Source organism: Mycobacterium bourgelatii, from assembly GCF_010723575.1.
Classification (GTDB): Bacteria; Actinomycetota; Actinomycetes; order Mycobacteriales; family Mycobacteriaceae; genus Mycobacterium; species Mycobacterium bourgelatii.
On the sequence record NZ_BLKZ01000001.1, the window covers coordinates 1,004,139 to 1,028,415 of the forward strand.

Consider the following 24,277-nt stretch of genomic DNA (forward strand, 5'->3'; position numbering starts at 1 on the left):
GACAAGTTACCGTTGCGGCAGGTCGCGGGCGGTCTTCATGGCGTCGGCCAGTTTGCCCGGGATGTTGGGCACCCGGGCGATGGCGTCGAGCAGCATGTGCGCGCAGGCATCGGCGAGCATGTCGGCGTCGGTCGTCGGGTCCATGATCCGCTGGCGACAGATTTCGAACGTGAACGCGATCCAGCCGTAGATGATCACCCTCAGGTCGCGCTCGATTTCGGCGTCCAGCGCGCTCGTGTCCGGCATTCCGCTCACGACCTCGCCGATGCGGCTCATGATGTGTTCCATCTGGCGGTCCTTGGCCTCGTCGTCGATGCCAAGCAGAACCGGGTCCGACCGACCCAGGCCCACGTAGGCGGCCCAGGCCGCCTCGGGGTTCTGTTGGTGGTAGGCCATGTAGGCCAGCACGCCGGTGCGGATTTCTTCGAACATCGTCATGCCGGGCGCGGGCTCGGTGTTGGTGGCTGCGTACAGCCGATCGGCCTCGTCCTTCACGACCGCGGCGAAGAACGACCGCTTGTCGGGGAAATAGTGGTACATCAGCGCGCGCGACACCCCGGCGCGTTCGGCAATCTCGTCGATCCGAACCTCGTCGTAAGGTCGCTTCCCGAAAACTTCCGCCCCCAGGGCGAGCAGTTCAGCGCGTCGATCCTCCGGGGATAACCGCCTTCTGGCTGTCGCCATAAGCACCGATACTACTCATGTCGTTTAAGCGCTCAGGCGAAACGAGTTTTTTCGCCGAACTTTCTTCCGCGGCGACGGCGGGGCGTTCGAGCACGCGATATCGGCGCTGGTCGAGCGCGTGCCGATGAAACCTTCGGCGGCCCAACGTTATTGAACGCATGTAAAGCGCCTGATAAGCACGGCCAGGATCGGCCGCGGACGTCGGCGCCGCCTCGCCGGCATTTTGGTACGGCCATCGAACCGCCGTCGACTCAACGCAATACGCGCTCGCACGGTTGCCATCGAATTGGTGGTCGCATTAGTAGGGGCATTGGTGGTGCGCATTGGCCGTGCGCATTGGTGGGTCGCGCGCTGCGGCGAGGCCAAAATGCGGTTTTACCAGCCATCGCGCAGGGTATTGGACACAAAAGTGGCCGCCGGGTGTAACTAACCAGGCGGCCCGCGCGACGTACTTATTGATCCGCAGCCTGCGGACCACGCGACAGAGGGGCTTCGATGCAGGAGGCGCGCGAGCGATCACCGGGTGATCGACTGGGGTTGGAGGACGGTGAGGTCCACGCCGCGATCCGGCTTGCAGTGCTGGCCATACTTGCCGGCCTGGGCTTCGTCGTCTTGGCCGCCCTGTGGGTGAGCACCTGTCCTGGCACGACGGTGGACACCGTGGCGTGCGGCGTACCCCAACGAACCGCGTTGGCGCTCGGTGGACCGCTGATCCTGTTGGGCGGCGGACTGTGGGCGTTCCTGCGCACCTACCTGGCGCGGCGCGAGGAACGCACCTGGTGGGGCTGGCACGGAGCGGGTTGGTTCCTGTTGGGCTTGGCGATGCTGACCGCGTCCATGGGCTTCCCGTCGATCGCCGGACCCTTCCCGGCCCTTTGAGTCAGGCCCGCGATTGAGTCGGCCCGCGTCGCATTGCGCGCCCAATTTCGGATATTGCGCTTTGATCGGACAACTCGCGTTCTTCACAGCCATACTTCAAAGTCCTACGCTTATTGCATGAGGCAAATTCTCGTACGCTTAGCTGTGCTTCTAATTGTGTGGGCGATCGGACTAATGCTGGCGGCGTGGATTGTTCCCAGAGTTTCGTTGTCGGCGTCGGGGTTCATCGTCGCGCTGGTGTTGTTCTCGGTCACGCAGGCGCTGCTGTCGTTCTTGATCTTGAAGTTGCCGCATGAATACGCATCCCTACTGCTGGGCGGGAGCGGCCTGGCATTGACCCTCCTCGCCCTGGTTCTCGCGGCTGAATTGACCGACGGGGTCAGCATCGGCGGCTTCCCCTCGTGGGTGGCCACCACCGTGATGGTCTGGCTTGTCACGACGATTGGTGCGATTTCCCTGCCCGACCTGTTCGATCGCCAGGACGCCGCCTCGGTGTGACACAAAGTGTGCGCGTGTGCGTTATTCGGCACCGCCCGCCGGCACGTGCACATTCGGGATTTCGCTGGTACCCCCGAAGTAGGTAGCATTTCAATTGTCTCGTCCCGTAGGAGAGGAGACGTGATGGGCGATACGCATCACGATCCGACGGATTACTTGCGCACCACGCTGCCGCACGCCGGCCTCGTCATGAAGGACAATTTCTTCTGGCCGGGCTTGATTTTGTTTGCTGTATCGGCGTTCGGCATGATCAGCACTGCGGTAGCCGCAGGCTACCGGCACTACGAGTGGCTCGCTACGACGATAGTGATCGCCGTGCTGGGATTGATCGCCGGTGCGCTGTGGTTCGCCGTAGAGAACCGTCGCGTCGGCCGCATCGAGGAGCGGTTTTATGCCGCCCACCCCGATAGTCGGCCACGCCAACGCGCTACGTCGAGCTAATTGGCGAGCTACTTGGCCTGCCCCGTATCACGTCGGTGCATGCCTGCACACCTCGCCGAAACTCAGCGGGCAAACCTGGTTTCGCCCACCCCGGTGATGGGGTATTAAGAGGTCACCATGATGAGCACCGGCATGTCTGCGTTAGCCTGTTGTCCCCGCGATCTTTGTGTCGGTCGTGTCTACCTGGCCGTTAGCTGGTTGAATACCCGGTGGCAATCATGAACAACCGGCTGGATCAAGAGGTCGAAGCCGGGATTGAAGGCGGGAGTGTTGTCGCCCAAATACTGCCGGGAGGCCAGATGACCGATGCGGATCCGCGTAACAATGGGCGCCAACGGGGGCTACGCGCCGTTGAGTTCAATGTTGCTGCACGCCTGGAGAACCTGGCGATGCTGCGTACGCTGGTCGGTGCCATCGGCACTTTCGAAGACCTGGATTTCGACGCCGTCGCGGACCTGAGGCTGGCGGTGGACGAAGTGTGTACGCGGCTGATCCGTTCGGCCACGCCCGGCGCCACCCTCAACCTCGTCGTCGACCCGCGTGATGACGAGCTCGTGGTGGAGGCTTCCGCAGCGTGCGACACCCACGACGTGGTGGCACCGGGGAGCTTCAGTTGGCACGTCCTAACCTCGCTGGCCGATGACGTCCAGACTTTCCACGACGGTCGGCAGCCCGATGCAACCGGGAGCGTCTTCGGTATCTCGTTGACGGCCCGGCGGGCGGCCCCCAGCAGGTGACGACCAGGTGACAGCGCGTGCTGCCGGCGGTTCTGAATCCCGACCTAACGAATACGCCGATGTGCCAGACATGTTTCGTGAGCTGGCCACTTTTGGTTCCGATAGCGCGGAGTTCCAGCGGCACCGGGACAAAATCGTGGAACGATGCCTGCCATTGGCCGATCACATCGCGCGGCGGTTCGAAGGCCGTGGCGAGCCGCGAGACGACCTCGTCCAGGTCGCGCGTGTAGGACTGGTCAACGCCGTAGTCCGGTTCGACGTCGAGACGGGGTCGGATTTCGTTTCCTTCGCCGTGCCCACCATCATGGGCGAGGTCCGGCGGCACTTCCGGGACAACAGCTGGTCGGTCAAAGTGCCCCGGCGTCTCAAGGAGTTGCACCTGCGACTCGGCACCGCCACCGCGGATCTGTCGCAGCGGCTGGGCCGTGCGCCGACCGCCACCGAACTCGCCGCCGAACTCGGGATGGACCGGGAAGAAGTGGTGGAAGGCCTGGTGGCCGGCAGTTCGTACAACACCTTGTCCATCGACAGCGGCGGCGGCAACGAAGACGACGACGCCCGCGCCATCGCGGACACCCTGGGCGACGTCGACACCGGCTTGGATCAGATCGAGAACCGGGAGGCCCTTCGGCCCCTGCTCGAGGCGTTACCCGAGCGGGAACGAATGGTTTTAGTCCTGCGGTTTTTCGAGTCGATGACGCAGACCCAGATCGCCGAGCGGGTCGGCATCTCTCAGATGCACGTATCCCGCCTACTGGCTAAGTCGCTAGCGCGACTTCGGGACCAGCTGCAATAGGCCCGGGCTGCACGCCGTCCAACTCCCCGGCCGCGTCGCCATCCAGACGCAGGATCGGTAGCGAACCGTCCGGATCGCAGATTTGCAGCAATCGCGTCACCGCCGCGCTGGGAATCATCGACCAGTCCGCCTGGGCTTCCGAGCACGCGACATTGATCCGGTGCAGAGCCGAAAACCCGGCCGTACCAATGAATTCCAGGCCACGCAGGTCCAGGACGAGGCGATCGCGGTGCTGACTGCAGCGATGCACGAATTCGGCGAGCAGGTCGGCGTTCGCCGCGTCGAGTTCGCCGTCGGCGATGATGACACCGGTCGACGGACCCCACCGAGCCGTGAACTCTGCGGTGCCGCTCTTTTGCCAAGCTTGGGAAACGGACATGTTGACTCCTCAGTCGTCTAGCAAATAAATGCTGCGGACCACGGCAATGCAACGAACGACCGCTTCTAGAGAATGGGGAAATTCATGGCCCCTGTGCGGCCTGAGCAGATGTAAGACGTGAGTCCGGGCGGCTGTGAACTCAACCTTCTTCTGACCCTACCCGCACAGGGACCAATAAGACACCCTTGACCCGAACAGTGCGCTAAAAGCGCCCAGCGCGGCTAAACAATCGCCACGGCTCGTCGAGCCGTTGCGACGCTATTTGATCTCGGCGATCACGGTGCCCTGGGTGATGGCCGCACCCGGTTCGACCGCCAGGCCGGTGATCACACCGTCCTTGTGCGCGGTGACCGGGTTCTCCATCTTCATCGCCTCTAGGACCACCACCAGATCGCCCGTGGTGACCTCCTGGCCTTCTTCGACGGCCACTTTCACCACGGTGCCCTGCATGGGCGCGGTCACCGCGTCACCGGAGGCGGTGGCGCCGCCATGGGCACCACGCTTGCGCGGCTTGGGCTTGCGCCGGACGGCACCGACGGCGTCGGTGCTGGGTCCGCCCGCCAGCCCGCCAAAGTCGGCCGGCAGCGAGACCTCGACGCGGCGCCCGTCCACCTCGACGACCACCTTCTGCCGTGGCCGGGCGTCTTCCTCGTCGGGAACTTCACCGCCGGTGAACGGCTCGACGGTGTTGTTCCACTCGGTCTCGATCCAGCGGGTGTGCACGCTGAAGCCGTTGTCGTCGCCGATAAACGCCGGGTCGGACACGATGGCGCGGTGGAATGGGATGACGGTGGCCAGGCCTTCGACCTGGAATTCGTCCAGTGCGCGACGGGCGCGTGCCAGCGCCTCGTTGCGGTCGGCGCCGTACACGATCAGCTTGGCCAGCATCGAGTCGAAATTGCCGCTGATCACCGAGCCGCTCTCCACACCGGAGTCCAGGCGGACGCCGGGGCCGCTCGGCGGGTGGAACTTGGTCACCGGGCCAGGCGCCGGCAGGAAGCCGCGGCCGGCGTCCTCGCCGTTGATCCGGAACTCGATGGCGTGGCCGCGAGGCGTGGGGTCCTCGGTGATGTCAAGCTTCTCGCCGTTGGCGATCTTGAATTGCTGCAGCACCAGGTCGATGCCCGCGGTTTCCTCGGTGACGGGGTGCTCGACCTGCAGGCGGGTGTTGACCTCCAGGAACGAGATCAGCCCGTCCTGGCCCACCAGGTATTCAACGGTGCCGGCGCCGTAGTAGTGCGCCTCTTTGACGATCCGCTTGGCCGACTCGTGGATCTCCTTGCGCTGCGCGTCGGTCAAGAACGGCGCGGGACCCTCCTCGACGAGCTTTTGGAAGCGGCGCTGCAGCGAGCAGTCGCGGGTGCCGGCGACGACGACGTTGCCGTGCTGGTCGGCGATCACCTGGGCCTCGACGTGGCGGGGCTTGTCCAGGTAGCGCTCCACGAAGCACTCGCCGCGGCCGAACGCGGCGACAGCCTCGCGGGTGGCCGACTCGAACAGCTCGGGGATCTCTTCCAGGGTGCGGGCCACTTTCATGCCGCGGCCGCCGCCGCCGAAAGCCGCCTTGATGGCGATCGGCACCCCGTACTCCTTGGCGAAGGCCACCACCTCGTCGGCGTCCTTGACCGGGTCGGCGGTGCCGGGCACCAGCGGGGCCTGGGCGCGGGCGGCGATGTGGCGCGCGGTCACCTTGTCGCCCAGATCGCGGATCGACTGCGGGCTGGGCCCGATCCAGATCAGGCCGGCGTCGATCACCGCCTGGGCGAAGTCGGCGTTCTCGGACAGGAAGCCGTAACCGGGGTGGATGGCGTTGGCGCCGGACTTGGCGGCCGCATCCAGGATCTTGCCGAAGTCCAGGTAGGACTCGGCGGAGGTCTGGCCGCCCAGGGCGAACGCCTCGTCAGCGAGGCTGACGTGCGGTGCTTCCGCGTCCGGTTCGGCGTAGACGGCCACGCTCGCCAGGCCGGCGTCGCGGGCCGCCCGGATCACTCGGACTGCGATCTCGCCGCGGTTGGCCACGAGAACCTTTGAGATCCTCGAGCTGGCGTGACTACCCACTGCGCCTCCTGTAGCTGGACGTCTGCGTCTTTAAGAGAATTTCTTACAAGCCTTCTCGGGGAGTTTATGCGTCGCGCCCACGGCGCGGTCACGCGGTTCCCCCTTCAGGCGGCTTCGCGCAACCGCCGCTTGATCCGAGCCAGCATCGCCGACATCCCCCGCAGTCGCAGTGGGCTGATCAGAGCGGCCAAACCCAGCTCGGTGTAGAAATCGTCGGGCACCGCCAGGATTTCGGCGGCGGGTTGCTGGTCGAGGCCGGTAGCCAGGATGGAGGCGAAGCCCCGGGTGGTCGGCGCCTCGGCGGGCGCGCTGAAATACAACCGCACCCGGTCCGGGTCCTTCGCGTCGACGTGCAGGAACAGCGGTGATTGGCACTCCGGCACCGGCTCCATCGCCGCCTCTTCCAGATGCGCCGGAAGCGGTGGGAGGTCGTTGGCAAATTCCAACAACAGCTGCAACTTGTCCTGCCCTTGGACTTCGGCGAAGTCGGACAGCACCTCGGCCAGCGGCGCGGGCATGCTCATCAGCCGGGTACGGCTCCCGGTTCGGCGCCCGCCACGATCGGCACCCGCACGGTGTTACCCCATTCGGTCCACGAGCCGTCGTAGTTGCGTACGTCGGGCTTGCCCAGCAGATGTGTGAGCACGAACCAGGTGTGGCTGGACCGTTCGCCGATCCGGCAGTAGACGACCGTCTTGTCTTCGGGCGACAGGAAGCCGTAGAGCTCCTCGAGTTCCTGACGGCTGCGGAACCGGCCGGTCTCGTCCACCGCCTTGCCCCACGGAATCGACACCGCGGTCGGGATGTGGCCGGCGCGCAGCGCCCCCTCCTCGGGATAGTCGGGCATGTGCGTCCGTTTGCCGGTGTACTCGTCGGGGGACCGCACGTCGATCAGGGGCTCCTCGCCGAGGATGGCCAGCACGTCGTCCTTGAACGCGCGAATGGGGGCGTCGTTGCGGGCGACGACGGGATAGCCGGTCGAGGTCTTGGTGGGCACCTCCAACGTGGTATCGCGGCGCTCCGCCAACCACAGGTCACGACCACCGTTGAGCAGCCGCACGTCGGGGTGGCCGAACAAGGTGAAGACCCACAGCGCATAGGCCGCCCACCAGTTGCTCTTGTCGCCGTAGATCACCACGGTGTCGTCGCGGGAAATGCCCTTGCGGTCCATCAGTTCGGCGAACTGCGCGCCGTTGATGTAGTCGCGCACACGTGGGTCGTTGAGGTCGGTATGCCAGTCCATTTTGACGGCGCCGGGTATGTGGCCGACGTCGTACAGCAAGACGTCCTCGTCGGATTCGACGATCGCCAGGCCGGACGCGCCGATGTTGGCTGACAGCCAGTCAGCCGTCACCAGCCGTTCCGGGTGGGCGTATTCCGACAGGGTTGGGCTCGGGTCCGCGGGAAGTGGCACGTCCCAAGCCTACTCAGCCGGTACCGCTCGGGAATCGACGGCCGTTCAGTGCTTGCGTACAACGCGTTCCGGCTGGCCGGGATTCCAGATGGTGATGTCGAGGTGATCGTCTCCGACCTCGACCGCCGAGGCGCCGGTGAGCTCGGTTGAGAAAAAGCCGAATTCCTCGTTGCGCAGATCGAATCCGGTTTCGGCGTAAAGGTTCTCGGCGAAGCGTCGCCGCAGCGCCGCGTCGGTGACGTCGTGGGCCAGCCCCCACAGTTTCGCGTCGCCGTCGGTCACCTTGGGGTCCGCGGTTGCGGTGTGCAGGCAGAAGCGCGGGTCGCGGGCGAGGTCGGCGAACTTGGTGGTGTGGGGCATGCCCGGTAACCACAGCTGGTCTTCGAAGATCAGCGGCTCCAGTGGGCTGATGCGCGGGAACCCGTCGGATCGAATGGTGGCCAGCAGGCAGAGGTTTCCGGTGGCGCGGTGGCGACGCAGAAAGATGGCCGCGATCCGCGGCGCCTGCCCGGTGAACTCCGTCCAGCCGGTCACGACGCGACCGCGTTCGCCGCCCAGAGGGCAGCGACCGACACGCCCATCCGCTGCGCGAGCGTGCGGATCAGCGGCAGGCTCAGGCCGATCACGTTGGACGGGTCACCCTCCACACCGTCGATGAACCAACCGGACAGGCCATCCAGGGTGAAGCCGCCGGCCACCCCCAACGACTCCCCGCTGGCCAGATATGCCTCCAGGTCGGTGTCCGATGGTATGCCGAAATGAACTCGGGTAACTGCTGTTTCGGCTACTTGACTGACTATTGCATTGTCTTGCAACAAGATTAGGCAGTGACCGGTGTGCAGCTCGCCGATGTGGCCGGCCATCGACCGCCACTGCCGGCGCGCATCGTCCACCGACGCCGGCTTGCCGCAGAGACCGCCGTCCAGGTAGAGCATCGAATCGCAGCCCACCACAAGGCAATTCGCGGCGACATCGGGATACGCCCCGGATAGCAGGGTCGTCACGTGTTCGGCCTTGGCGCGGGCGAGCGCGCACACCACCTCGTCGGGATCGGCATCGGAACCAAGCCCGGCGATGACTGCGTCCTCGTCCACGCCGGAAACCACGACCAGTGGGTCGACGCCGGCCTGGCGCAGGACCTTGAGCCGGCCGCTCGACGACGACCCGAGCACCAGCCGGGTCATCGGCGCATGTGCGTCATTTCCTGCAGGGTGATGCGCTGCCAACTGAAGACGGGGTAACGCAGTTTGTCGACCGGCAGGCCCCACCGGCTGGGCTCGGGTGGCGGGGGCGGCGGCGGACCGCCGATGCTGCCCAGCACGGCCACCAGCGCGGCCAGCTCCTGATCGGTGGGGTGGCCCTTGAGGATCTCAACGTGCGGCTCGTGGTGCTGCCCTGCTTCCGCCGGCTTTTCGGCGGCGGCTGCTGCTGCGTCGGTCATAGCGGAATGTTCCCGTGCTTCTTGGGCGGCAACTGAGCGATCTTGCGTTCCAACAGGCGCAGTGAGGTGCCGATGTAGCCGCGGGTATGCGACGGCGGGATCACCGCGTCAACGTAACCACGTTCGGCGGCCACGTAGGGGTTGACCAGCGTGTCCTCGTACTCCTGCTGCAGCTTCAACCGAAGCGCATCGACGTCCTCGCCCTTGGCGGCCGCCTCCTTCAGTTGCTGGCGGTAGACGAAGCCGACCGCGCCGGAGGCGCCCATCACGGCGATCTGGGCCGTCGGCCAGGCCAGGTTGACGTCGCAGCCCATGTCCTTGGAACCCATGACGCAGTACGCGCCGCCGTAGGCCTTGCGGGTGATGACGGTGATCTTCGGGACGGTGGCCTCGCCGTATGCGAACAGCAGCTTGGCGCCGCGCCGGATGATGCCGTTGTACTCCTGGCCGGTTCCGGGCAGGAAGCCGGGAACGTCGACGAACATGACGATCGGGATGTTGAAGCAGTCGCAGGTCCGCACGAAGCGTGCCGCCTTCTCGGAGGCGTCGATGTCCAGGCAGCCCGCGAAGTGGGTGGGCTGGTTTGCGACGATCCCGACCGGCCGGCCCTCGATCCGACCGAACCCGACAACGATGTTCTGGGCGTAACCGGCTTGGATTTCGAGGAACTCGTCCTCGTCGAGGACGCGCGTGATCACCTCGTGCATGTCGTAGGGCTGGTTCGGTGAGTCCGGAATCAGCGTGTCCAACTCGAGGTCCTCGTCGGTGAGGTTCTCCTCGATGGCCCCGACGGGCTCGGTGGCCTGGTAGCGCGGCGCGTCGGTCGCGTTGTTCGGCGGCAGGTAGCTGAGTAGGTCGCGGACGTAGTCGAAGGCGTCCTGTTCGCCGGACGCGACGTAGTGCGCGGTGCCCGAGCGGGCCATGTGGGTGTGGGCGCCGCCGAGTTCTTCCATGGTGACGTCCTCACCGGTGACGGTCTTGATGACGTCTGGTCCGGTGATGAACATCTGGCTCGTTTGGTCGACCATGATCACGAAGTCGGTCAGGGCGGGGGAGTAGACGTGCCCACCGGCGGCGGCGCCCATGATCAGCGAGATCTGCGGGACGACGCCGGAGGCCAGGATGTTGTTGCGGAAGATGCGGCTGTACAGACCCAGCGAAACGACACCCTCCTGGATACGCGCGCCGGCGCCGTCGTTGATGCCGATGAGCGGTCGGCCGGTCTTGATCGCCAACTCCTGCACCTTGACGATCTTTTCGCCGTAGACCTCGCCGAGGCTGCCGCCGAACACGGTGGCGTCCTGGCTGAAGATGCACACGTCGCGCCCGTCGATGGTGCCGTAGCCGGTCACCACGCCGTCACCGAGCGGGCGGTTCTTGTCCAACCCGAAGTTGGTGCTGCGGTGCTTGGCCAGCGCGTCCAATTCCACGAACGAGTCCTCGTCGAGGAGCGCGTAGATGCGCTCCCGGGCAGTCAGCTTGCCCTTGGCGTGTACCTTCTCGACGGCCTCCTCGCCGACGGGGTGCAGCGACTCTTCCCGACGCCGGTGCAACTCGGCCAGCTTGCCCGCGGTGGTGTGGATGTCGATCTTGTGCTCGGCAGCCGGCTCTGCGGTGTGGTCGGTAACGCTAGTCATAGGTGACGATGCTATCGGCAGCCCCGACCGGGCCCCATGCCGGTCCTTATGCAGCCCTTAGTAATCGTCTTAGCATCGCCGGAAGTCGCCCATGCGGGGCGAGGAGTCGACGCGCGGAGCGCCCTCGCCGTCGGGGCCGCAACAGTGAAATGGGCGCAGCCTAACCCGCGTGCGTGGTCTCGCCGGGTTAAAGTCGCGCATGACCGACCGCGATCAGCTCCGGCCGCCACTTGATCAGGTGGCGCTGCGCGCCGAGGTGCTAGGGAAGTCCTCTTACTGGCGCCAACTCGATGTCGTCGCCGAAACGGGTTCCACCAATGCCGACCTGTTGGCTCGGGCCGCGTCCGGTGTCGACATTGACGGCCACGTGTTGATCGCCGAGCATCAGACGGCCGGACGTGGACGGCATGGCCGTAGCTGGTGGGCGTCACCGCGGGCGCAGATCACGTTGTCGGCGGGCGTCCGGATCGACGATGTCCCGACGGCAGGTTGGGGCTGGCTGTCCCTGGCCACCGGCCTGGCCGTGGTCGATGCGGTGGCCACCGTCACCACCGTCGAGGCGGGCCTCAAATGGCCCAACGACGTGCTGGCCAACGCTTTCGGGTCGATGGCAAAGCTGGCCGGGATCCTGGCCGAGGTGGCCCATCCATTCGCGGTCGTGGGGCTAGGGCTGAATGTTTACGAGGCCCCTGGCGACGTCCCCGACGCCGCCTCGCTGGTGGATGCGGGAGTCGCCGAGCCCGACCGGCACGTCATCGTTCGTCACTTGCTGCGTGAACTGGGCGGGCGGATCGCCAGCTGGCGATCCGCGCACGGGGCGGATGCACAGCTGATGGCCGATTATCGGGCCCGCAGCCTGACGCTGGGTTCGCGCGTGCGTGCCGTCCTCCCGGGCGGCAAAGATGTCGTCGGCGTCGCCCGCGACATCGACGACGAAGGCCGGCTCTGCTTGGAAACGTGGGCGACCGACGAGGCCAAGTCAGGCGAGATGGTCGTGGTGTCCGCCGGTGATGTCGTTCACCTGCGCTGAGGTCTAGGGTCACCGCTATGGGCTATCCGGACAACGCACTGGCCAAGGGCGAGCAGGTGGTCTTGCACCGCCACCCACATTGGAAGCGCCTCATCCTGCCGGCGTTGGCGCTGATCCTGGTGACCGGCCTGGCCGCCCTGGGGTCCGCCGTCGTCAACGGGACCGGTTCGCAGTGGCCGCAGCTCACCAAGAACATCCTCTACGGCGTCATCTGGGGAATCTGGCTGGTGATCGTCGGATGGCTGACGGTTTGGCCGTTCCTGAGCTGGCTCACCACCCATTTCGTGGTGACCAACCGACGGGTGATGTACCGCCACGGCGTCATGACCCGCAGTGGGATCGACATTCCGTTGGCGCGTATCAACAGTGTGGAGTTCCGGGACAAGCTTTCGGAGCGAATCTTCCGCACCGGAACGCTGATCATCGAATCGGCGTCGCAGGACCCGTTGGAGTTTTACAACATCCCGCGGCTACGTGAGGTGCACGCGCTGCTGTATCACGAAGTCTTCGACACGCTGGGCTCAGAGGAGTCGCCCAGCTGATTCAGCCTGCTGGCCTTCTTACGCCGCCAGGCGCGCAACAACGTCACGTTTCCGTTTTGGCCGTTGTCGTACTCGGCTTCCAGGCCGTCCTCTAAAGCGTCCTCGAATACCTCGGCAATACCGCCGGCCGTAAGCGCCGATTCCAGTGCCTTGTCGGGGTTGCGGGCGAACTGGTCGGGGAACACCCAGCGCCGGAATGCCCAGAAGCGGAATGCCATCTGCAGCAGGTTGCCGATGATGTAAGCCGAGATGAAGTCAGCGATGTTTTCCACGGTCAGCGACACCATGGGCTGCCGCAGCTGCAGGACGTAGCTCGAAACCCACAGCGGCGCCATGCTCAGCAGCACCCCGACGCCGCTGAACGCGAAGAACAGCAGCGCTTCGTGATGGCGCTCGCGGCCGCCCCGGTCGCGGAAACTCCACTCCCGGTTCAGCACATACGAGGCAATGACCGCGACGATACCTGCGATGACCTTGGCAGTTACCGGCTTCGGCTCGAGAATTGTGAGCTTCAGCGCAAAGAAAATTGCCGAGTCAATGATGAAAGTGGTGCCGCCGACGATGGCAAATTTGATCAGCTCATGATGGCGCATCGCAAAGGGCTGAATGACCCCAGGAAGGCGCGCAATTGTGGCATCGGCAAAGGACACAGCACGCCAGTCTACGTATGATCTCGAAATCGGCGCAAAATGGTACATAACGATTTGGCGCTCCGGCCGGTAAACACGCCGGTCAGGCGCCGTGACACCATGATGGCCGTGCCGAGTCCCCGCACCCCCCTGGTAGCCATGGTCGGTGGCGGCCAACTTGCCCGCATGACCCACCAGGCCGCGATCGCCCTGGGGCAGACCCTACGCGTGCTGGCTAACGCGGTCGACGAGCCGGCCGCCCAGGTCAGCCCCGACGTGGTGATCGGCGCGCACGATGACCTGGACGACCTGCGTCGCGTCGCCGCCGGCGCTCACGTGTTGACCTTCGACCACGAACACGTCCCGACCGAGCTGCTGGAAAAACTGGTCGCCGAGGGCGTCAACGTGGCACCGCCACCGCAGGCTCTGGTGCATGCCCAGGACAAACTCGTGATGCGCAAAAGCTTGGAAGAACTGGGCGCCCCGGTGCCGCGCTACCGCGCCATCGAGAGCCTCGACGATCTGGACGACTTCGCCGGGCGCCTCGACGTGCCGCTCGTCATCAAGGCGATACGTGGCGGCTATGACGGGCGCGGCGTACAGCTGGCCAGCGACCTGGAGCACGCCCGCGACATCACCCGTGACTACCTGGCCGGCGGAACGCCGGTGCTGGCCGAGGAGCGGGTGCAGCTGCGTCGGGAATTGTCGGCGCTGGTCGCCCGCTCGCCGTTCGGCCAGGGAGCGGCGTGGCCGGTGGTGGAGACGGTGCAGCAGGACGGCATCTGTGTCCAGGTGATCGCGCCCGCGCCCAACTTGGCCGAGGAGGTCGCCGCCTCGGCGCAGCAGCTGGCCTTGCGGCTGGCCGACCAGCTTGGCGTCGTCGGCGTGCTGGCGGTCGAGTTGTTCGAGACCACCGACGGCGAATTGCTTATCAACGAACTCGCTATGCGCCCGCACAACTCCGGGCACTGGACCATGGACGGTTCCCGCACCAGCCAGTTCGAGCAGCACCTGCGCGCGGTGCTCGACTATCCGCTGGGCAGCACCGACCCCATCGCGCCGGTGACCGTGATGGCCAACGTGCTGGGCGCCGCCGAGACGCCCGCCATGTCGGTCGACGAGCGGCTGCACCACCTATTTGCCCGGATGCCCGACGCACGGGTGCACCTGTACGGCAAAGCCGAACGGCCAGGCCGCAAGGTGGGACACATCAACTTTCTCGGCGGGGACGCGCATGACCTGCCCGCACTTCGAGAGCGCGCGGAACGGGCGGCACACTGGTTGTCGCACGCAGAATGGACGGACGGATGGGATCCACATGGCTAACGGACCCAGCGGGCCCCGGGTCGGGGTCATCATGGGCAGCGACAGCGACTGGTCGGTGATGCAGGACGCCGCCGCAGCGCTGGCCGAATTCGACGTTCCCGCCGAGGTCAGGGTGGTGTCGGCGCACCGCACTCCCGATGTCATGTTCGATTACGCGCGAACCGCGGCCGACCGGGGCCTCGAGGTGATCATCGCCGGCGCGGGGGGCGCGGCGCACTTGCCGGGAATGGTCGCCTCGGCGACGTCGCTTCCGGTGATCGGGGTGCCGGTGCCGTTGAGCCGGCTCGACGGCCTGGATTCCCTGCTGTCGATCGTGCAGATGCCCGCCGGTGTTCCGGTGGCCACGGTGTCGATCGGCGGAGCCCGCAACGCGGGTTTGCTGGCGGTGCGGATGCTGGGCGCGTCCGACCCAGAGCTGCGGGCCCGGATCACCGCCTTCCAAGACCAGCTCGCTGAGACGGTGCGCGCGAAGGATGCGGCGCTGCAGCAGTTGCACGGTAAAGTTACCGGCGAGTAGCAAGAGGCTAGGAGGTCTCGAGATGGCTGGATGGGCCGGAAACCCGTCGTTCGATTTGTTCCAACTGCCGGAGGAACACCAGGAGTTGCGCGCGGCGATCCGCGCGCTGGCGGAAAAGGAAATCGCCCCCCACGCCGCCGACGTGGACGAAAACTCCCGCTTCCCGCAAGAGGCGCTGGACGCCCTGAACGCTTCGGGATTCAACGCCGTGCACGTGCCCGAGGAGTATGGCGGGCAAGGTGCCGATTCGGTGGCGGCGTGCATTGTCATCGAGGAGGTCGCCCGCGTCGACGCGTCCGCTTCGCTCATCCCGGCCGTCAACAAGCTGGGCACCATGGGCCTGATTCTCAGTGGCTCCGACGAGCTGAAGAAGCAGGTGCTGCCCTCGGTCTCAGACGGGACCGCGATGGCTTCCTACGCCCTCAGTGAGCGTGAGGCGGGTTCGGATGCCGCCTCGATGCGCACCCGCGCCAAGCGCGACGGCGACGACTGGGTGCTCAACGGTGCGAAGTGCTGGATCACCAACGGCGGCAAGTCGACCTGGTACACCGTGATGGCCGTGACCGACGCCGACCTGGGTGCCAACGGCATCTCGGCGTTCATAGTGCACAAGGACGACCCTGGCTTCACCGTCGGCCCCAAAGAGCGCAAGCTGGGCATCAAGGGATCGCCCACCACCGAACTGTACTTCGAGGACTGTCGGATCCCGGGCGACCGGATCATCGGAGAACCCGGCACCGGCTTCAAGACGGCGCTGAAGACCCTGGATCACACCCGACCGACCATCGGTGCCCAGGCGGTGGGTATCGCGCAGGGGGCGCTCGACGCTGCCATTGCCTACACCAAGGACCGCAAGCAGTTCGCGCAGTCGATCAGCAGCTTCCAGGCGGTGCAGTTCATGATCGCCGACATGGCCATGAAGGTGGAGGCCGCCCGACTGATGGTCTACGCCGCCGCCGCTCGCGCCGAGCGCGGTGAAAGCAACCTGGGCTTCATCTCGGCGGCCTCGAAGTGCATGGCTTCGGATGTCGCGATGGAGGTCACCACCGACGCGGTTCAGCTGTTCGGGGGCGCAGGGTATACGGTTGACTTCCCAGTAGAACGCATGATGCGGGACGCCAAAATCACCCAGATTTATGAAGGCACCAACCAGATTCAACGAGTGGTGATGTCACGAGCACTGCTCCGTTGAGTTCGGTTCGAGCTTTCCGGCGCGGCACTTTCACGAACTCGGCGAAAAGGTACGCCCGTGCGCATACGATCCATCTCTAGGCTTTAGAACCAAGGCCGCGCGATCAGCAGTTATTCGGGAAGACGCGACGCGTCGGCCCGCTCCTTCAACCCGTCGGCTGTGCTGTGGACGCCACCACGCATCGCGATAGTCTTAGCCGCCCAGCGGTTGTCCAGGGGGTACTAGTGAACGACCTAGTTGCGTACGCGCATCCCCGGGTCACCAGGAGCTGATGCAGGTGCGTGGACCCCTTGTGCAGGCATCGGCCTTGAAGTCGCTGGTGTTGCTGCTGGTCGAGGACGATCGGGGCGACGCGGTGCTGGTCGAAGACCTGGTCAGCAACGCGGTCGCCGATATCCGGGTGGTGTGGGCGCCATCGATGGCCCATGCCGAGCGTGAGCTGGCATCGGCCCGGCCCGACTGTGTGCTGCTCGACCTGAACCTGCCGGATGCCAAAGGGATCGATGCCCTCGACCGCATCGCCAAGTTCGACGCCACGGTCCCGATAGTCGTGCTGACCGGGCTCAACGACGAATACTTCGGGGCTTCCGCGGTCGCCGCGGGCGCCCAGGATTACCTGGTCAAAGGGCGTGTCGAGCCTGAGATGCTGCGTCGTGCGGTGCTGTATGCCATCGAACGCAAACGCGCGGAACTAATCGCGGCGGACCTGCATGCCACCCAGCTTCGGGCCCGCGAGAATGCGCTACTCGAGCGCGGCTTGTTGCCCTCCCCGCTGCTGCTCGACGACCCCGGTGTCGACATCGTGGCCCGCTACCGGCCCAGCCGCGAGGACGCCTTGTTGTGCGGCGACTTCTACGACGTCGTCCAGACGCCGGATCGCATCGTGCATGTCCTGATCGGCGACGTGGCCGGGCACGGTCCCAACGAGGCGGCGCTGGGTGCAGCGCTGCGCATCGCTTGGCGCGCGCTCACCTTGGCCGGCGTACACGGGGTCGACCTGATGCGACAACTCGAACGGGTGCTACACGCCGAGCGGACCGGCGCGGGGATCTTCGCCACGGTGCTCAGCCTGACGATCGACCCCGACAGCCCTCGAGTCACCGCGATCCGCGCCGGGCACCCGGGAATGTTGCTGCACGGTCTCGGCAGCGTGGAGTGGGTGGAGCCGCCGGCCGGCCCCGCGTTGGGTTTGCATTCCGACGGCTGGCCGCAGCATGAGGTGGACTTGCCGGTCGGTTGCAGCCTGCTGCTGCTGACCGACGGCCTCTACGAAGGCTATGCGGGGCGTGGCCGCGAACGGCTCGGCGAGGGTGGGCTGCTGGAGTTGGCGCGCCGACACGTCGCATTGTCCGGTCCGGCCTTCGTCGACGCGCTCATCGACGCGGCGCAGGGGCGCGCCCAGACCCACGGAGGACTCACCGACGACATCGCCGTGCTGCGCGTGGAGCGGACCCCGAGGTGAGTCGCGTGGGCCTGCCGTCGGGATCAAACCTCACGGTGCGGGGCTGGCAGGCTTTCTTGCTGTCGACGATGGGCGTGCTGGTGCTCGCCGGAGCGGTGGCCGGTACGTTGTTGCTGAATCGCACCGACGAGGTCTCCCGTGCGTTGGTCGACGACATCCAGCCGGCACGGGCGGCCGCTGCCCAACTACAGGTGGCGCTGCGTGACCAGGAAACCGGGGTGCGCGGCTACCTGATTTCGGCGGATCCGCAGTTCCTCAGTCCCTACTACGACGGTCAACGGTCCGAGCGCGTGGCGGCCGAGGACATTCGGCAGCGACTGGCGCACCGACCCGATCTGATCGCCGATCTGGACGCCATCGAAGCTGCCGCCGCCGATTGGCGAGACAACTATGCCGAGCCGGTGATCAAACAGGTCAAGCCCAACGCGCCCGACGTCGTCAGCGCTGAGACCGCGTCCCGCGGCAAGGTCGAATTCGACCAGCTGCGAACGCTTTTCGATGCGCAAAGTGCGCACTTGGTGGCGGCCCGGCAGGATGCCGCCGATGAACTCACCCGCATCAACAACTGGCGCAACCGGGTGCTGGGCGCAATGGTGCTGGTGTTCATCGCGACGGCATTGCTCTTGGGTCTGTTGACCCGACGGGCGGTGACGCAACCGCTCGCCGCGCTGGCCGCGGCCTGCCGCCGGATCACCGAAGGCAACTTCGGCGAAAAGATCACGCCCCCACGGCGTCCCAAAGACATTCGCGGCATCGCCATCGACGTCGAGAACATGCGGCAGCGGATCGTCGATGAACTCGAGGTATCGCGCCGTGCCCGGGAGTTATTGGATGAACAGACGATGGAATTGCGGCGCTCCAACGCCGAACTCGAGCAATTCGCTTACGTCGCGTCCCACGATCTGCAGGAACCGCTGCGCAAGGTGGCCTCGTTCTGCCAACTGCTGGAGCGGCGCTACGGGGACAAGCTCGATGAGCGTGGCGTCGAGTACATCGCGTTCGCGGTCGACGGGGCCAAACGTATGCAGGTACTCATCAACGACCTGCTGACGTTCTCTCGAGTCGGTCGGATGAACACCAAGTGGACCGACGTTCACCTCGACACCACACTGGACAGTGCCGTCGCCAATCTGTCCACCGCGATCGAGGAGTCCGGCGCCCAGATCACCCGCCCGAAGCGGCTACCGGAGTTGATGGGCGACCCGACGTTGCTGACGATGTTGTGGCAGAACCTGATTGGCAACGCGGTGAAATTCCGGCGCGAAGGTGTTGCGCCGCACATCGTCGTCGACTGTCGGCAAGGCACCGGTGACCGCAACGACCAATGGGTGCTGAGCGTGTCCGACAACGGCATCGGCATTCCGGAGGACTTCGTCGAAAAGGTCTTTGTCATTTTCCAGCGGCTGCACGGTCGCGATGCCTACAGCGGAACGGGGCTGGGCTTGGCGATGTGCAAGAAGATCGTCGAGCATCACGGCGGACACGTCTGGATCGACACGTCGTACACCGACGGCACCCGCTTTGAGTTCACCCTGCCGGTTGCGGACTCCATTGTGAGGTCCGCCCCAGACCAATACGCCACCACAGAAGGAGCACACCAATGACAGCCCCCGGCCGTGCCATCGACATCTTGCTCGTCGAAGACGACCCCGGTGATGAGCTCATCACTCGAGAAGCGTTCGAGCACAACAAATTGAAGAACAGGCTGCATGTTGCCCACGATGGCGAGGAGGGGCTGAACTACCTCTACCAACGCGGCGCGTACCAGCATGCGCCCCGGCCGGATCTGATCCTGCTCGATCTGAATCTGCCGAAGTACGACGGGCGGCACCTGCTGCAGAAGATCAAGTCGGATCCCGACCTTTGTCGCATCCCGGTGGTAGTCCTCACCACGTCCTCGGCGGAGGAGGACATCCTGCGCAGTTACAACCTGCACGCCAACGCTTACGTCACCAAGCCGGTCGACCTCGACCAGTTCATGACGGCCGTCCGGCAGATCGACGAGTTCTTCCTGCAGGTCGTGCGGCTGCCCAACGGCTGACCAAATTCCTGACCTGCCCTGGGAATCAGGGCTTTACGAGGGCTGCCCCACGTGTTCGTCGCTCTCGACCAGGCCGTTCGCGTCCACCTCGTGGACGTGCACAGTCTGGAAATCGAAGAACATGCCCAGGACTTGCACGTCGCCGGCCGCCACTGCGGGGCCTAAAACTTCGTGGCCGGTAAGCCTTTCCACCTGGACGGCCACATTTACGATCGCCAGCTGGTCGACGTCGCTGAAGTTGTGGCCATTCGAGGTGGCGCTGGCCCGTGCTGGATGGCCCTCGCGGAATCGTTCCAGACTCTCGTTCGCCTGCGCGAGCCATTGCCCTATCGGGGTATCGATGTCCTCGGCTAATCCCTCCAGCAGTGCCTGCATCGCGCGGCAGGACGAATGTCCGCAGACCACAACGGTACTCGCGCCAAGCTGATTGACCGCGAAGTCGAGCGCAGCGTCGACCGAGCGGCTGGACGCGTCGACGGGCACGATGTTGCCCACATTGCGGACGATGTAGAGGTCACCCGGTTTGCTGGCGGTGATGGTGTCCGGCAGGATCCGCGAGTCGGCGCAGGTCAGGAACACCGTGTCCGGGTTCGGCGAACCGATCAGGTCGGGCACATGGTGATGCAGTATTCGCACGCCGTTGCGGTGATATTCCTTGACGCCGTGGCGAACCGACGTTTCGCCGTTGCCGTTGCCGTTGTCGCGCCGCGAAATCCAGGGGGAAGTTGCCGGCGACTTCGGCTTGAACTGACGCTTGGGCGGACTGGAGTGTGCGTCGGACATCGTTATGTGCGTCTCTTTGATCGTCACCGATCCGCCGGTCAACTCGTGGCTGGTCTTCCAGTCGGAGATCGCTTCGGAGATGGAGTGATCGATGTAGTCCGCGTTCAGGTTCAACGTCACATCGGCACCTCGCGGGACCTTCGCAAACACTCCGGTCAGTCGCGGCAGGAGCAGGAAGCTCAGGGTGCCGTCGATGTCGATGTGCCACTGCTTGGCGTTCTCTTCACCAACAGGCCGGGCCTCGATGGGCGCCTGGACGACCCGGAAGAGCAGGAAGACGATCGCGACCGCGAGGCCGATCGCCACACCCTCGAGCAGGTTGAGGAACACCACGCACACGATGGTGACGACGTAGATGACGAAGTTGCCGGTGCGCCAAGCGAGTTGGACGTGGGCCAGTTGGACGAGCTGGATACCGATCACGATGAGTAGCCCGGCCAGCGCCGCCTTCGGGATGAGCTCCACCAGGTTGGTGAACATCGATGCGAACAACAGGACCCAGACACCGTGCAGGATGGCCGACATCCGGGTGCGCCCACCGGCAGCGACGTTGGCCGAACTCCGGACGATCACGCCGGTGATAGGCAGCCCGCCGAGGAATCCGGACAGCACGTTGGCGCTACCTTGCCCGATCATTTCCCGGTTGAAGTCGGTGCGCGGCCCGGTGTGCAGCTTGTCGACGCCGACCGCGCAGAGCAGCGATTCGACGCTGGCGATCAGGGCGATGGTGAACACGCCCACGACAATGGCGCTGATGTGCTGTGTCCAGGGACTACCGTCTGGCATGTCGGGGGTGAAATCGGGCAGGCTGAGGGACTCGAAAAAGCTGCCCTGCAGGTCGATCCGATCGACGTCGAGTCCGGTGACCTTTGCCAGCGCTGCCGCGACGATGATGGCGATCAACGCACCGGGAATCATGCGCACCTTGGGTGGCAACTTGGTCCACAGCAACAGAATGGCGATGACCGTCCCGCCGACGATCACTTCGTGCAGTTCGTGGTTGAGCAGGCCCTCCGGAAGGGCGACAAGGTTTTCCCAAGCCGAACTGTGCGCCGTACCACCCACCAGGACGTGGATCTGCTGCAGAGCGATGGTGATACCGATGCCGGCCAGCATCGCGTGCACCACCACCGGCGCGATCGCCAGCGCGGCGCGAGCCATCCGGCTCAGACCGAACGCGATCTGCAGAATGCCGGCGCCCAGCGTCATCAGACACACCATCTGCCAGCCCACGTCATCAATCAGTCCGGCCACCACCACGGTCAGGCCGGCGGCGGGCCCGCTGACTTGCACTGAGGACCCGCCAAGTGCGCCGGCGACGATGCCGCCGACGACCGCGGCGATCAGGCCCGCGACCAGCGGGGCACCGGAGGCGATGGCAATACCCAACGACAGCGGCAACGCGACCAGGAAAACGACCAGCGATGCGGGCAGGTCGTGCCGCAGGTTGGCGAAAATCGACTGTCCACCCGTATCAGGGACGTCGTCGGAGTTCTTCACAGGGGTTGTCATAGCTTTCGATTCCTCGGAGCCGGTCAGTGAGTCTCAGCAGGTCACGGCGGCGGTTCCGGCACCGCAAGCCGTCGACCCTCTATGACCGGCGTGAACGTCATCTGTCAAAGAGGTGTCTACCAAGTGTTGGACGATTCAGGTCACATCTGTGAGCAGCAGTTATTGCGGCCCAGCAGGGGTGCTGAATAAATCTTCCCAGGCTGTCTTTCGTGGTCCCGGGAATCGAGGCCTAATTCATGGCCAATTCAAATAATGCCCAAAGTTCACGCTGGGAATTTCAGGGTTTGGCTAGAAACAATTGGTTGTGTTCGCCGAGGTCCGGCGGCGGCTCGGTAACCGCTGCGTCGAACGAGGAGTAGCGGGCTGGAGTGCGGATCAGGGTGATTCTTTGCCCTGTCTCGGGGTCGGGGTCGCCCACTTCCAGCGCGAGCTCGTTCTCGGCGAACAGCGGCGTGTCGACGACCTCTTTCCAGGTGTGGGCCAGGCAGGCCATCAGCCCGCCTTCGTGCAGCAGTTCCACCCACTCGGCGGCGGTCTTGCTGGCCAGGGCCGCCTCCAGCTCCTCGGTCAACTCCGGATAGTGCAGCGCCCGGGCTCGCTGATCGATGAAGCGCTCGTCCTCCAGAAGGTCGGGGCGGCCGATGATTTCACACAGCTTGGCCCAATGTTTGGGCACGTACGCGCTGATCACCAGATAACCGTCGGCCGCCCGGAAGGCGTCCGAGGGCTGGGTGGCAAACCCGACGCTCTTGCGCCGCTTCTCCTTTGGCGGGCCGGCGGGCTTTGGCTTGCTGTTCTTGGGGCGGTTGAGATGGACGGTCAGCTGATTGGCTTGCAGGCTCACCGCGACGTCATACATGGCAACCCGGACGACGTCGGCCACGCCATGACGCTCGCGGTTGAGCAGCGCGGCCAGCACCGCCTGAGCCAGCACATGACCACTGGCGTTGTCGACGAGCTGGAACGGGATGATCTGCGGTTTGCCGTCCGGCGTGGGCATGCCGGTGGACATTCCGGCCTCGGCCGCGACCATCAGATCGACGCCCGGTCGGCTGCCGTGCGGGCCGTTGCCGCCGTACGCCGACAGGCGTGCGTAGATCAGCTTGGGGTTGCGCGCCTGTAAGGCGTCCGGCCCCAGGCCCAGCCGTTCCATGACGCCCGGGCGAAACCCTTCCAGGACCACGTCAGCGGTCTCGGCCAGGCGCAGGATCTGCTGCTTGCCCTCGTCGTTGGTCAGGTCCACCGACACCGACTTCTTGCCCCGGTTGTTCGGCAGAAAATACGTTGCCAGCGGTGGGCGTCCGGGCAGCACCGAGGTGATGTGCCGGGCCGCCTCGCCGGTGGGGGCCTCGACCTTGATCACTTCGGCGCCCAGGTCGGCCAACACCTGCCCGGCGAGCGGGCCGGCCACGTTCTGCGTGAAATCGAGGACGCGGAACCCGTCAAGTGGTTTGGCGGCGTTGCTGTTCGGCATCGACGAGCCTTTCGGAGTCAGTGCTGCGGTCCGCGATGACCGCAAACTGTCAGTCAGATTAACCACAGGCATTCATCGAGGTTTTGGTCCGTCTTGCCTCTACCATCGTCTGGGTGGACATGCCGTCGCCCGTGGAGCTATCGGCTGACACCTGTTGCCATGGACATGGGCATGAACACGGGCATGGCGACGACTGGCACCGCAACGCACTGTGGGCGCGCCGGCTGGCGTGGATCAGCCTCACCATGCTCCTCGTCGAGGGGGTCTTGGGGCTGTGGCAAGGCCTGTCGGTCGGCTCCATCGCGTTGACCGGGTGGGCGCTGGGCGGCTTCGCCGAGGGGTTGGCCAGCGCCATGGTGTTGTGGCGCTTCACCGGCGACCGCACGGTGTCGGCGACCGCCGAGCGACACGCCCAACGCGGGGTCGCCGTGTCTTTCTGGCTGACCGCCCCGTACGTCGCCGCCGAATCGATCCATCATCTGGCTGACGCGCAACGCGTCGAGACGTCGGTGATCGGCATCGTGTTGACCTCCGTGGCGCTGGTCGCGATGCCGATGCTCGGCCGGGCCAACCACAAACTGGGCGCGCGACTGAGGTCGGGGGCAACCGAGGGCAGCGGCACCCAGAACTACCTTTGCGCGGCGCAGGCTGCGGGGGTCTTGCTCACTCTCGCGCTCACTGCGCTCTGGTCCGGCGGTTGGTGGGTAGATCCCGCGATCGGGTTGGCCATTGCGTGTGTCGCCGTATGGCAGGGTGTTCGAGCCTGGCGCGGCCAAGACTGCTGCTAGGTGTGGCATGACCCTTC

At 65.3% G+C, this 24,277-nt stretch carries 25 protein-coding genes and 1 pseudogene; 14 read left to right on the forward strand and 12 right to left on the reverse strand.

The annotated features are described in order from the left end of the window. Window positions 1-6 precede the first annotated feature (6 nt). Entirely contained in the window at window positions 7-684 is a 678-nt protein-coding gene (locus G6N68_RS04530) for a TetR/AcrR family transcriptional regulator (protein ID WP_163708429.1), read from the reverse strand. A 495-nt stretch (window positions 685-1,179) separates the two neighbouring features. Between G6N68_RS04530 and G6N68_RS04535 the strand changes: the two genes are divergently transcribed. The 5 genes from G6N68_RS04535 (at window position 1,180) to G6N68_RS04555 (ending at window position 4,035) form a co-directional block, all read left to right on the forward strand. After that, a complete protein-coding gene (locus G6N68_RS04535) occupies window positions 1,180-1,563 on the forward strand; it encodes a hypothetical protein (protein WP_163708431.1) in 384 nt (127 codons plus the stop codon). Window positions 1,564-1,707: 144 nt separating this feature from the next. Next, window positions 1,708-2,061, forward strand: a complete 354-nt coding sequence (locus G6N68_RS04540) for a hypothetical protein (protein WP_371871534.1) — start codon at window positions 1,708-1,710, stop codon at window positions 2,059-2,061. A gap of 123 nt (window positions 2,062-2,184) precedes the next feature. Continuing rightward, a complete protein-coding gene (gene usfY, locus G6N68_RS04545) occupies window positions 2,185-2,502 on the forward strand; it encodes a protein UsfY (RefSeq protein ID WP_163708437.1) in 318 nt (105 codons plus the stop codon). Window positions 2,503-2,801: 299 nt separating this feature from the next. Continuing rightward, window positions 2,802-3,239 (forward strand): anti-sigma factor, encoded by a 438-nt coding sequence (locus G6N68_RS04550; protein ID WP_163718164.1) that lies wholly within the window; start codon window positions 2,802-2,804, stop codon window positions 3,237-3,239. A 7-nt stretch (window positions 3,240-3,246) separates the two neighbouring features. After that, window positions 3,247-4,035, forward strand: coding sequence for an RNA polymerase sigma factor SigF (locus tag G6N68_RS04555; RefSeq protein ID WP_163708440.1), 789 nt, complete (start codon window positions 3,247-3,249; stop codon window positions 4,033-4,035). Here G6N68_RS04555 and G6N68_RS04560 read toward each other — a convergent pair. The 8 genes and pseudogenes from G6N68_RS04560 to G6N68_RS04595 form a co-directional block, all read right to left on the reverse strand. Beyond that, window positions 3,998-4,414, reverse strand: coding sequence for an STAS domain-containing protein (locus tag G6N68_RS04560; protein WP_163708443.1), 417 nt, complete (start codon window positions 4,412-4,414; stop codon window positions 3,998-4,000). The genes G6N68_RS04555 and G6N68_RS04560 overlap by 38 nt on opposite strands. 258 nt (window positions 4,415-4,672) lie before the next feature. Next, complete coding sequence (locus G6N68_RS04565) at window positions 4,673-6,472, reverse strand: acetyl/propionyl/methylcrotonyl-CoA carboxylase subunit alpha (RefSeq protein ID WP_163708445.1); 1,800 nt, start codon at window positions 6,470-6,472, stop codon at window positions 4,673-4,675. Between the two features lie 104 nt (window positions 6,473-6,576). Next, complete coding sequence (locus G6N68_RS04570; protein ID WP_163708448.1) at window positions 6,577-6,996, reverse strand: SufE family protein; 420 nt, start codon at window positions 6,994-6,996, stop codon at window positions 6,577-6,579. Beyond that, window positions 6,996-7,886 (reverse strand): sulfurtransferase, encoded by an 891-nt coding sequence (locus G6N68_RS04575; RefSeq protein WP_163708450.1) that lies wholly within the window; start codon window positions 7,884-7,886, stop codon window positions 6,996-6,998. The genes G6N68_RS04570 and G6N68_RS04575 overlap by 1 nt, the downstream gene beginning before the upstream one ends. Window positions 7,887-7,931: 45 nt before the next feature. Then, on the reverse strand, window positions 7,932-8,420 hold the full coding sequence (locus tag G6N68_RS04580; RefSeq protein WP_163708454.1) for a pyridoxamine 5'-phosphate oxidase family protein: 489 nt from the start codon (window positions 8,418-8,420) through the stop codon (window positions 7,932-7,934). Further along, on the reverse strand, window positions 8,417-9,070 hold the full coding sequence (locus G6N68_RS04585; RefSeq protein WP_163708457.1) for a Maf family protein: 654 nt from the start codon (window positions 9,068-9,070) through the stop codon (window positions 8,417-8,419). Before G6N68_RS04585 ends, G6N68_RS04580 begins: the two co-directional genes overlap by 4 nt. Beyond that, window positions 9,067-9,273: pseudogene (locus tag G6N68_RS04590) on the reverse strand (acyl-CoA carboxylase subunit epsilon); the annotation flags it as partial. The pseudogene G6N68_RS04590 and the gene G6N68_RS04585, both read right to left, overlap by 4 nt. A 50-nt stretch (window positions 9,274-9,323) precedes the next feature. Next, window positions 9,324-10,964, reverse strand: coding sequence for an acyl-CoA carboxylase subunit beta (locus tag G6N68_RS04595; RefSeq protein WP_163708463.1), 1,641 nt, complete (start codon window positions 10,962-10,964; stop codon window positions 9,324-9,326). A 199-nt stretch (window positions 10,965-11,163) separates the two neighbouring features. On the opposite strand from G6N68_RS04595, the gene G6N68_RS04600 reads away from it, so the two are divergent. After that, window positions 11,164-11,994 carry a biotin--[acetyl-CoA-carboxylase] ligase gene (locus G6N68_RS04600; RefSeq protein WP_163708465.1) on the forward strand — a complete coding sequence of 277 codons (831 nt, stop codon included), beginning with the start codon at window positions 11,164-11,166 and terminating at the stop codon, window positions 11,992-11,994. A gap of 17 nt (window positions 11,995-12,011) precedes the next feature. Beyond that, window positions 12,012-12,536 carry a PH domain-containing protein gene (locus tag G6N68_RS04605; RefSeq protein WP_163708468.1) on the forward strand — a complete coding sequence of 175 codons (525 nt, stop codon included), beginning with the start codon at window positions 12,012-12,014 and terminating at the stop codon, window positions 12,534-12,536. Here G6N68_RS04605 and G6N68_RS04610 read toward each other — a convergent pair. Then, window positions 12,491-13,186 (reverse strand): GtrA family protein, encoded by a 696-nt coding sequence (locus G6N68_RS04610; RefSeq protein WP_163708471.1) that lies wholly within the window; start codon window positions 13,184-13,186, stop codon window positions 12,491-12,493. The two genes, G6N68_RS04605 and G6N68_RS04610, sit on opposite strands and share 46 nt — an antisense overlap. 99 nt (window positions 13,187-13,285) lie before the next feature. Here G6N68_RS04610 and G6N68_RS04615 point away from each other — a divergent pair, with 99 nt between their 5' ends. The 6 genes from G6N68_RS04615 to G6N68_RS04640 all read left to right on the forward strand — a co-directional run bounded on the left by G6N68_RS04615 (window position 13,286) and on the right by G6N68_RS04640 (window position 19,703). Further along, window positions 13,286-14,491 carry a 5-(carboxyamino)imidazole ribonucleotide synthase gene (locus G6N68_RS04615; RefSeq protein ID WP_163708473.1) on the forward strand — a complete coding sequence of 402 codons (1,206 nt, stop codon included), beginning with the start codon at window positions 13,286-13,288 and terminating at the stop codon, window positions 14,489-14,491. After that, window positions 14,484-15,008 (forward strand): 5-(carboxyamino)imidazole ribonucleotide mutase, encoded by a 525-nt coding sequence (purE, locus tag G6N68_RS04620; RefSeq protein WP_163708476.1) that lies wholly within the window; start codon window positions 14,484-14,486, stop codon window positions 15,006-15,008. Before G6N68_RS04615 ends, purE begins: the two co-directional genes overlap by 8 nt. A gap of 22 nt (window positions 15,009-15,030) precedes the next feature. Next, the gene (locus tag G6N68_RS04625; protein ID WP_163708480.1) at window positions 15,031-16,200 is read left to right on the forward strand and encodes an acyl-CoA dehydrogenase; all 1,170 of its coding nucleotides are present in this window, start codon (window positions 15,031-15,033) and stop codon (window positions 16,198-16,200) included. Between the two features lie 271 nt (window positions 16,201-16,471). Continuing rightward, window positions 16,472-17,662, forward strand: a complete 1,191-nt coding sequence (locus G6N68_RS04630; protein ID WP_163708483.1) for a PP2C family protein-serine/threonine phosphatase — start codon at window positions 16,472-16,474, stop codon at window positions 17,660-17,662. A gap of 68 nt (window positions 17,663-17,730) precedes the next feature. Next, on the forward strand, window positions 17,731-19,266 hold the full coding sequence (locus G6N68_RS04635) for a sensor histidine kinase (protein WP_163718166.1): 1,536 nt from the start codon (window positions 17,731-17,733) through the stop codon (window positions 19,264-19,266). After that, on the forward strand, window positions 19,263-19,703 hold the full coding sequence (locus G6N68_RS04640) for a response regulator (RefSeq protein ID WP_069422441.1): 441 nt from the start codon (window positions 19,263-19,265) through the stop codon (window positions 19,701-19,703). The genes G6N68_RS04635 and G6N68_RS04640 overlap by 4 nt, the downstream gene beginning before the upstream one ends. 33 nt (window positions 19,704-19,736) lie before the next feature. Here the strand turns inward: G6N68_RS04640 and G6N68_RS04645 are convergent, their stop codons facing one another. Beyond that, entirely contained in the window at window positions 19,737-21,998 is a 2,262-nt protein-coding gene (locus tag G6N68_RS04645) for a SulP family inorganic anion transporter (protein WP_163708486.1), read from the reverse strand. Between the two features lie 277 nt (window positions 21,999-22,275). Continuing rightward, the gene (locus G6N68_RS04650; protein WP_163708489.1) at window positions 22,276-23,472 is read right to left on the reverse strand and encodes a CoA transferase; all 1,197 of its coding nucleotides are present in this window, start codon (window positions 23,470-23,472) and stop codon (window positions 22,276-22,278) included. Window positions 23,473-23,591: 119 nt separating this feature from the next. Here G6N68_RS04650 and G6N68_RS04655 point away from each other — a divergent pair, with 119 nt between their 5' ends. Further along, a complete protein-coding gene (locus G6N68_RS04655) occupies window positions 23,592-24,260 on the forward strand; it encodes a cation diffusion facilitator family transporter (RefSeq protein WP_163718168.1) in 669 nt (222 codons plus the stop codon). Window positions 24,261-24,277: the final 17 nt, after the last annotated feature.

Bases quoted from the DNA above. Each gene is read 5' to 3' on its own strand.
- G6N68_RS04635 (WP_163718166.1), top strand. From the start codon at position 17,731: ATGGGCGTGCTGGTGCTCGCCGGAGCGGTGGCCGGTACGTTGTTGCTG.
- G6N68_RS04585 (WP_163708457.1), bottom strand. From the start codon at position 9,070: ATGACCCGGCTGGTGCTCGGGTCGTCGTCGAGCGGCCGGCTCAAGGTC.
- G6N68_RS04560 (WP_163708443.1), bottom strand. From the start codon at position 4,414: ATGTCCGTTTCCCAAGCTTGGCAAAAGAGCGGCACCGCAGAGTTCACG.
- G6N68_RS04535 (WP_163708431.1), top strand. From the start codon at position 1,180: ATGCAGGAGGCGCGCGAGCGATCACCGGGTGATCGACTGGGGTTGGAG.
- G6N68_RS04645 (WP_163708486.1), bottom strand. From the start codon at position 21,998: ATGACAACCCCTGTGAAGAACTCCGACGACGTCCCTGATACGGGTGGA.
- purE (WP_163708476.1), top strand. From the start codon at position 14,484: ATGGCTAACGGACCCAGCGGGCCCCGGGTCGGGGTCATCATGGGCAGC.
- G6N68_RS04655 (WP_163718168.1), top strand. From the start codon at position 23,592: ATGCCGTCGCCCGTGGAGCTATCGGCTGACACCTGTTGCCATGGACAT.
- G6N68_RS04605 (WP_163708468.1), top strand. From the start codon at position 12,012: ATGGGCTATCCGGACAACGCACTGGCCAAGGGCGAGCAGGTGGTCTTG.
- G6N68_RS04650 (WP_163708489.1), bottom strand. From the start codon at position 23,472: ATGCCGAACAGCAACGCCGCCAAACCACTTGACGGGTTCCGCGTCCTC.
- usfY (WP_163708437.1), top strand. From the start codon at position 2,185: ATGGGCGATACGCATCACGATCCGACGGATTACTTGCGCACCACGCTG.
- G6N68_RS04600 (WP_163708465.1), top strand. From the start codon at position 11,164: ATGACCGACCGCGATCAGCTCCGGCCGCCACTTGATCAGGTGGCGCTG.
- G6N68_RS04550 (WP_163718164.1), top strand. From the start codon at position 2,802: ATGACCGATGCGGATCCGCGTAACAATGGGCGCCAACGGGGGCTACGC.
- G6N68_RS04640 (WP_069422441.1), top strand. From the start codon at position 19,263: ATGACAGCCCCCGGCCGTGCCATCGACATCTTGCTCGTCGAAGACGAC.
- G6N68_RS04595 (WP_163708463.1), bottom strand. From the start codon at position 10,964: ATGACTAGCGTTACCGACCACACCGCAGAGCCGGCTGCCGAGCACAAG.
- G6N68_RS04570 (WP_163708448.1), bottom strand. From the start codon at position 6,996: ATGAGCATGCCCGCGCCGCTGGCCGAGGTGCTGTCCGACTTCGCCGAA.
- G6N68_RS04625 (WP_163708480.1), top strand. From the start codon at position 15,031: ATGGCTGGATGGGCCGGAAACCCGTCGTTCGATTTGTTCCAACTGCCG.
- G6N68_RS04630 (WP_163708483.1), top strand. From the start codon at position 16,472: ATGCAGGTGCGTGGACCCCTTGTGCAGGCATCGGCCTTGAAGTCGCTG.
- G6N68_RS04615 (WP_163708473.1), top strand. From the start codon at position 13,286: ATGATGGCCGTGCCGAGTCCCCGCACCCCCCTGGTAGCCATGGTCGGT.
- G6N68_RS04530 (WP_163708429.1), bottom strand. From the start codon at position 684: ATGGCGACAGCCAGAAGGCGGTTATCCCCGGAGGATCGACGCGCTGAA.